The sequence below is a fragment of the Thiocystis violacea genome (assembly GCF_016583575.1).
Taxonomy (GTDB): Bacteria; Pseudomonadota; Gammaproteobacteria; order Chromatiales; family Chromatiaceae; genus Thiocystis; species Thiocystis violacea.
In genome coordinates, this window is record NZ_NRRG01000099.1 from 1 (window position 1) to 7,220 (window position 7,220).

General features: G+C 65.3%; 3 protein-coding genes and 1 pseudogene. 2 read left to right on the plus strand and 2 right to left on the minus strand.

What is annotated here, in order from left to right; genetic code table 11:
• Window positions 1-476: 476 nt before the first annotated feature.
• Window positions 477-3,026 carry a type IA DNA topoisomerase gene (locus CKO27_RS22980; protein ID WP_200377246.1) on the minus strand — a complete coding sequence of 850 codons (2,550 nt, stop codon included), beginning with the start codon at window positions 3,024-3,026 and terminating at the stop codon, window positions 477-479.
• A complete protein-coding gene (locus tag CKO27_RS22985; RefSeq protein WP_200377247.1) occupies window positions 3,023-5,509 on the minus strand; it encodes a heavy metal translocating P-type ATPase in 2,487 nt (828 codons plus the stop codon). The genes CKO27_RS22980 and CKO27_RS22985 overlap by 4 nt, the downstream gene beginning before the upstream one ends.
• Window positions 5,510-5,829: 320 nt before the next feature.
• On the opposite strand from CKO27_RS22985, the pseudogene CKO27_RS22990 reads away from it, so the two are divergent.
• Window positions 5,830-6,040: pseudogene (locus tag CKO27_RS22990) on the plus strand (polyphosphate:AMP phosphotransferase); the annotation flags it as partial.
• A 169-nt stretch (window positions 6,041-6,209) separates the two neighbouring features.
• Window positions 6,210-6,704, plus strand: a complete 495-nt coding sequence (locus CKO27_RS22995; RefSeq protein ID WP_200377248.1) for a rhodanese-like domain-containing protein — start codon at window positions 6,210-6,212, stop codon at window positions 6,702-6,704.
• The last annotated feature ends 516 nt before the right edge of the window (window positions 6,705-7,220 follow it).

Sequence of the window (7,220 nt, forward strand, 5' to 3'; positions counted from 1 at the left end):
GCACAGGAAGAGGTCCGTAACCATGGCCACCCGAAGAAACAGCGCTGAGGACACCGATTCCGCAAACCGCATCAGCGGTTGTAACTGTTTGTTTTTAAAAATCGAGAGACTTATCTTAGTGCCATTCGGCTCCGACCCGACCTGGCACCGAGCCGATAAGCAGTGCCAGTGCAACAATCGCTAGACATCTACCCCATGGAAAGCCATGATCATATTCGCGCGTCATTGGATTACCCCTAATGATTACCAGCGAAACATCACAACCTACATGACAGGCAAGGCATCGGAAGCCTCTAGCCAGCGAGATGCTTGGTCGTCGCATCACCTCCTATCGTATTAAGTTTTGTCTTGAAATGAAGCCTAGCAAGAGAGGTCGAAAAGAATAGACAAACTTTCCAAGGAAATGCTTGTTGGAGAGTGGCATCGGGAATCATTCGATGCCAATCGGCGGATTCAATTAGAACGTCAGGGGTTTCTCAATCCACGGAGAGCCGGCCAGCGGATTCATTCGCCGGCTCGATCAAGGTTCGCCACTGCTCGTCGAGCCGCAGGTACGGTCCGTTGCGCTCACCATCCGCGTCCTGGCCCGTGTCGATCGGCCCGGCGCGGCCGTGCTCGATCAGGGCGCGGATCTGACCTTCGGTGAGCGACAGGTTGTCGATCACCTTCCAGACCACGAAATCGCAGCCTTCCCGATAGCGGTCGCAGCCAAAGCCCCGGCGTCCCTCGATGATGCGACCCTGACCACATTTGGGACAGCCTGGCGGATCCTCGCGCAGGGTGGGCGCCTTGAACGGGGATGGAATCGCGTCGGGCTCGGAGCGGAGAGGCTCCAGGGATGGGGGCGTCCCTTTCGCGTCGAAGTCCAGCTTCACCTTGCCGGCTGGGTCGAGTCGCAGCGCGGCGGAGAAGGGCTTGCCGGCCTTGGATTGGAAGCCGTCGATGGGGTCGGTGTGACCCTGATCGATGAGCTGGCGCACCTGTGTCTTGGTCAGCGTGAACCCCGCGACCGTTTTCCAGATGGTGAAACCGCAGCCGTCGCGATAACGGCTGCAACCGAACGCCTTGGTATTCTCGGTAATCTCGCCCTGCTTACAGACCGGACAGGCGCCCTGCCCCGCGGCCTTGGGGCTGTTGGCGCGCCGGGTCGTTTCGGTCTTCCCGCCCTTGCGTCCAGGCTCGCGCTCGCGCGCCGCGTCGACCTGTTCGGGACTCAGGGCCGGACCCTGGGCGATCCGGGGAATCAGCTCGCGCAGGAAGCCGACGATGTCGCGATAGAAATCCTCGGCCAGGCGCTCGCCAAGCTCGACCTCCTTCAGCCGCTGCTCCCACTCGGCCGTCAGCTCGGGACTGCGCAGGGGCGCGGCGACCAGGCCGATCAGCGCCTGGGCCTTGGCGGTGGCGCGGATCTGCTTGCGCTGTCGCTCCAGATAGCCGGTGCGGATCAGCTTCTCGATGATCTCGGCACGGGTGGCCGGCGTGCCGAGACCCGAGGCCGCTATCGCCGAGGCCAGGGCATCGTCCTCGATCGCGCGTCCGGCGTTCTTCATGGCGGCCAGCAGGCTGGAGTCATCGTAGGGACGCGGCGGCTGAGTCTCCTTCTCGCGCACCTCCAGACTGTCCACATGGACGATCTGGCCAGGCTCCAGCGGCGGCAACGGGCCTTGCGGCTGGCCGTCCTGGTCTTCCGGCGTGGCCCCGGCGCCCTGGGCCTGACGACGCTCCGGCTCGACCCGCTTCCAGCCCGGATCCAGGACCAGCGAGCCGCGCGCCAGGAAGGTGGCGTCGCCGATGGCGATCTCGACGCGCGTCTCCTCGACCCGCTGATCGGGCAGGAAGATCGCCACGAAGCGCGTCACGACCAGCTCGTGGATGCGCCGCAGTGGCGTCGGCAGATCGGCGGACGGCACCTTGCCGGTGGGCAGGATGGCGTGATGATCGGTGAGCTTGGTGCGATCGACATAGGCCTTGCTCAACCGGTGTCCGTTGTTCAGCCGCCGCAGGGCCTCGGCGGCGAGCGGATGCTCCAGGGTGCTCAGGATCGCCGGAAGCCGCGGCAGCATATCCTCGGAGAGATGGCGGCTCTCGGTGCGGGGATAACTGATGAGTTTGTGGGTCTCGTAGAGCGACTGGGCGTGCTCCAGCACCTGAGCGGCGGTGAAACCGAAGCGGCGATTGGCGTCGCGTTGCAGATTGGTCAGGTCATAGAGGGGCGGCGGGCGGTTGTGGCGGATCTTCCGGTCGACCTTGATGACCGTTCCGATCCGGTGCGGGCTGAGCGCGCGGTGCAGACGCTCGGCCGTTTCCTTGCTGTCGATACGGGTCACGCCGTCCTGGAGATAGAGGGCGTCGAAGCCCTCGGCCAGATGCGCGACCAGCTCATAGAAGAACGCCTTGGTGAAGCCGGCGATCTCGGCGTCGCGCGCGACGATCATGGCCAGGGTCGGGGTCTGGACCCGGCCGATGGTGCAGAGCACCCGGTTGTGCACCGTGTAGGCGCGGGTCAGATTCATGCCGACCAGCCAGTCCGCCTGGGCGCGGGCGCGCGCGGCATCGGCCAGGGGATCGAAGGCTTGCCCCGGCTTGAGGGCGCGGAAACCATCGCGGATCGCCTCGTCGGTCAGGCTGGAGATCCAGAGACGCTCGAACGGCTTTTTGCAGCGGGCGTGCTCGTAGATGAGCCGGAAGATGTGCTCGCCCTCGCGTCCGGCGTCCGTCGCGCAAATGAGTCGCTCGGTCTCGGGGGCGGTGATCAACGCCTTGACCAGTTTGAATTGCTTGGCGGTCCGTTCGGCGATGCGCAGCTTCCAGCGCTCGGGGATCATCGGCAGAGGCCCCGCCGACCAGCGCCCGGCCCAATCCTCCCCATACTCGTCCGGCTCGGCGAAATGGACCAGATGACCCAGCGCCCAGGTCACGCGATAGCCGTTGCCCTCCAGGAACCCCTCGCCCTTGCGACCGGCGCCGAGCACCCGCGCGATGTCGCGGGCGACGCTGGGTTTCTCGGCGAGGATGACGGTCGTCATGCGGCCCGGTCTCCGTGATCGCTCATGGGATCGCTCATGGGATCGCCGGGAAGTGGGCTGAACCGCCGCAAACGCAGGCTGTTGGTGATCACGAAGAGGCTCGACAGGCTCATGGCGCCGGCGGCGAGCATCGGGCTGAGCTGCCAGCCGCTGAAGGGATAGAAGACGCCGGCGGCGAGCGGGATGAGGGCGACGTTGTAAGCATAGGCCCAGAAAAAGTTGAGTCGGATGATGCGCAAGGTCCGCCGCGCCAGCGCCACGGCATTGGCCGCGCCGCGCGGATCGCCCTGCATCAGGATCACCTCGCCGGCCTCCACCGCGATGTCGGTGCCGGTGCCGATGGCGATCCCGACATCGGCCTGGGCCAGTGCCGGGGCGTCGTTGATGCCGTCGCCGACGAAGGCCACCCGACGACCCTCGGCCTGCAAGCGCTTGACCTCGGCCGCCTTGTCGGCCGGGAGCACCTCGGCCAGGACGCGCGCGATGCCGACCCGCCGCGCCACCGCCTCGGCGCTACGCTGACCATCGCCCGTCAGCATCGCGACCTCCAGCCCAAGCGCGCCGAGGCGCGCGATCGCCTCCGGGCCGCTCGGCTTGATCGGATCCGTGACCGCCAGCACCGCGATCAACCGACCATCGGCCGCGACATGGATGGGTGTCTGGCCCTCCGCGCCGAGACGCTCGACCGTCCCCGCCGCCGCCTCCAATGACACCCCCAGACGCGCCATCCAGCGCCGCGTGCCGATGGCGATCACCTGTCCCTCGACCCGCGCCCGGATACCGAATCCGGGCACCGCCTCGATCTCCGTAGCCTCGGCGAGCACCAATCCGCGCGCCTTGGCCGCCGCGACGATGGCGGCCCCGATCGGATGCTCGCTGTGACGCTCGACGGCCGCCGCCAGCGCCAGCGCGGCCGACTCATCGACGCCATGGGCGCTCAGTTCGGTCAGCGCGGGATGGCCCTCGGTAAGGGTTCCGGTCTTGTCGAGAACGATGGTGTCGACCCGTGCCAGGGTCTCCAGCGCGGCACCATTGCGGAACAGGATCCCCAGGGCCGCGCCGCGTCCGGTGGCGACCAGGATAGCGGTCGGCGTCGCCAGCCCCATGGCGCAGGGACAGGCGATCAGCAGGACGCTGACCGCGGCGACGAAGGCCCGGCTCAGGGCCGGCTCCGGACCCAGCCAGAGCCAGACCCCGAAGGTCAGGAGCGCGACGGCCATGACCAGCGGCACGAAGACCGAGGCGATGCGGTCGGCCAAGCGCTGGATCGGCGGCTTGCCGGACTGGGCGTCCTCGACCAACTGGATGATCCGCGCCAGCACCGTCTCCGCCCCCACGCGGGTCGCGCGATAACGGAAGGCGCCGGTCTGGTTGAGTGTGCCGCCGATGACCTCGTCTCCGGGACGCTTGCGCACCGGCGCCGGTTCGCCGCTGATCATGGACTCGTCGACGAAGCTGCCGCCCTCGGTCAGGAGCCCGTCGACCGGCAGGCGCTCGCCCGGTCGCACCAGCAGGATGTCGCCGGGCACGACCGCGTCGGCGGGAATCTCGGTCTCGCCGTCCGCGCCCAGCAGACGGGCGGTCTTGGGCCGCAGCTTGACCAGACGCCGGATCGCCCGCGAGGTCCGGCCCTTGGCGACCGCCTCCAGATAACGTCCGAGCAGGATCAGGGTCACGATGACGGCGGCGGCCTCGAAATAGAGGTTGGCCGTTCCGGCGGGAAAGAGTCCGGGCCAGGTGAGCGCCAGCAGCGAGTAGAGATAAGCCGCACCGCTGCCGAGCATCACCAGGCTGTCCATGCCGGGGCCGAAATGTCGCAGCTCGGTCAGGCCACGCGCGAAAAAGCGCCGCCCGGCCCAGAACAGGACCGGAGTGGCAAGCGCCAGTTCGAGCCAGTGCCAGAACGCCATCGGCGCCAGTCCGGTCATGAGGGCCTGGAGCGCCGGTACGAGCATCGAACCCATGCTGACGAGCATCAGCGGCAGGGTCAGGGCGGCGGCGAAACCCAGATCGCGCTTGAGTTGGCCGAGTTCACGTTGCTTGCGGACCTCATCGGTCTCCGCCGCCGCTTCCGGCTCCGAGGGCTCGTACCCGGCCGCGCGGATCGTCTGGGCGATGCGCTCGCGACTCAGCGTGGCGGGCAGATAATCCACGCTCGCGGATTCCGTGCTCAGGTTGACCCTCGCCTCGATCACGCCCGGCAACGCCTGGATGGCGCGCTCCACCCGCCCGACGCAGGAGGCACAGCTCATGCCGCCCACGCCGATCGTGACGGACTCGACCAGCGGCTCATAGCCGGCACCGCGCACCGCCTCCAGCAGATCCGGGATCACCGCCTGGTCGAAGCGCACGATCGCCGTGCCGGCCGCCAGATTCACCGTGGCCGACTCCACGCCGGGCCGCCCGGCGATCACGCGCTCCACCCGCGTCACGCAGGACGCGCAACTCATGCCGCCGACGCCGATACGGATTTCCTGGGTCATCGAAGCTTTACTCCCATTGATTGGTCTTCCGGACATTGAAATCGGGGCGAAACGCGCGATCCGCACCCCCGTGCCCGTGCCTTGGCGAAAGCGGTTCGATTAGTGTAAACATCGGAGCTGAAAAGATACCTGATGCGTGCTCTACCTACTTTAATCTAGAACGGCGGCCCATCCGGCCGCGCCCCGCGGAACGATCGGGTCAGGCGCTTTCGAGAAGGAACTTTCGCCAAGCGCCCATGAGCCGGCGCCCTCCCCGACCGATCCTGGCTAGACAGCGCCACGACCCCGTTCCGACGAGGAGATGACGCACGTTCGAGGCAATGAAGGTCGGTCGCTCGGTCGGCAAGGAAGACGACAAGAAGCCGCAGGAGGAACTGCGCATCCAACTCCTGGCGGTCCCAGCGCGTCCTCAAGGAGTCCAAGGTCCCGGTGATCGTCCTGGTCTCGGGCGTCGAGGCGGCCGGCAAGGGCGAGGTGGTCAACCGGCTCAACGAGTGGCTGGACGCGCGCGGGGTGCGGACCTTCGCCTTCCGGGGAATCCCTGTCGGTTTTCCATGAAAATTGATCATCCGGGATCGACGATCACGCTCGATTCAAAACCTGAATGAGCCAGGTCAAGCCAGGGTCAGGCCTGGCCTGGAATTTCATCGATTGCCGATATCCTTATTGAGACAGCGGACAATCCATCGGGAGGTGCGAAATGATTGGTCGTTATCTCGGTCTATCGATCCTTCTGGCGTTCTCGGTCGCATCCGGCAACGCCTGGTCCTATGACGCCGACCTGGCGGCAAGCTATGAACGGCTGTTCAGTCCGGCGGTCGGCGCTCAGGCCGGCAAGGCGCTTCATCTCATGGAGGCCCCGGCCCTGGTCGAAAAGATCCAGGCGGGCGAGCCGATGGTCCTGCTCGACATCAGAACGCCCGCCGAAACCATGATCTTCGCGCCGACCCTGCCGGGCAGTCTGATCATCCCCATGAACGAGCTGTTCACCGCCGAGAATCTCGCGCGCCTACCGGCGGATAGACCCCTGGTCGTGCTCTGCCAATCCGGGGCAAGAGCCGTCGCCGCCGGTACGGCGCTGCGCCATATCGGCTTCGACCGGGTCTTCATCGTCAAGGGAGGTTTCAGGGCCTTGAACGAAGACCTCGACGCCAAGACCGCGAACGCACCGGCCGGAGCCGGCAAGGGCCGCTGAGGCGCTGAATAAGGGCGAGATGCTGACTCAACAACCACCGCATTAGCTGGTGGTTGTTGAGTAAAACTTTCCTAAACCTTCTTAAGGATTTCGCCCCCTGGAATGCCTTCTACGCGACCAGATCCGATCTCAGAAAGCCGGCGTCATCCACGCCTATCGACTGGTCGAGAGCGGCATACATAATCACTTCGGACTGAACGCCGCGCGGGAATTCGCCCTCATGTACGCCCTCTCCACGCTACTGCTCTGGCTCTTCCGTCGCTAGGCCCAGCGAACCGCAACGGTGGCCGCAGACGAGGTTTGAAACATAAGAGGATGTCTAAAAACTAAACCCTTGATTTCAAAGAGCCTGGCACCATAAAATCCGCCAAATCTATACAAAATACGGATTCTAATTCGCGGATTATGATGACTTCAGACCTGGAAAAATGGCCTTTGAGATATCCGAGCGACCTTTCCGATGAAGAATGGGAAGTCCTTCGGCCAATCTTTGACGAACTTGAACCTTATAAGACT

Coding starts and splice junctions, on each gene's coding strand:
- CKO27_RS22985 (WP_200377247.1), bottom strand. CDS start 5,509: ATGACCCAGGAAATCCGTATCGGCGTCGGCGGCATGAGTTGCGCGTCC.
- CKO27_RS22980 (WP_200377246.1), bottom strand. CDS start 3,026: ATGACGACCGTCATCCTCGCCGAGAAACCCAGCGTCGCCCGCGACATC.
- CKO27_RS22995 (WP_200377248.1), top strand. CDS start 6,210: ATGATTGGTCGTTATCTCGGTCTATCGATCCTTCTGGCGTTCTCGGTC.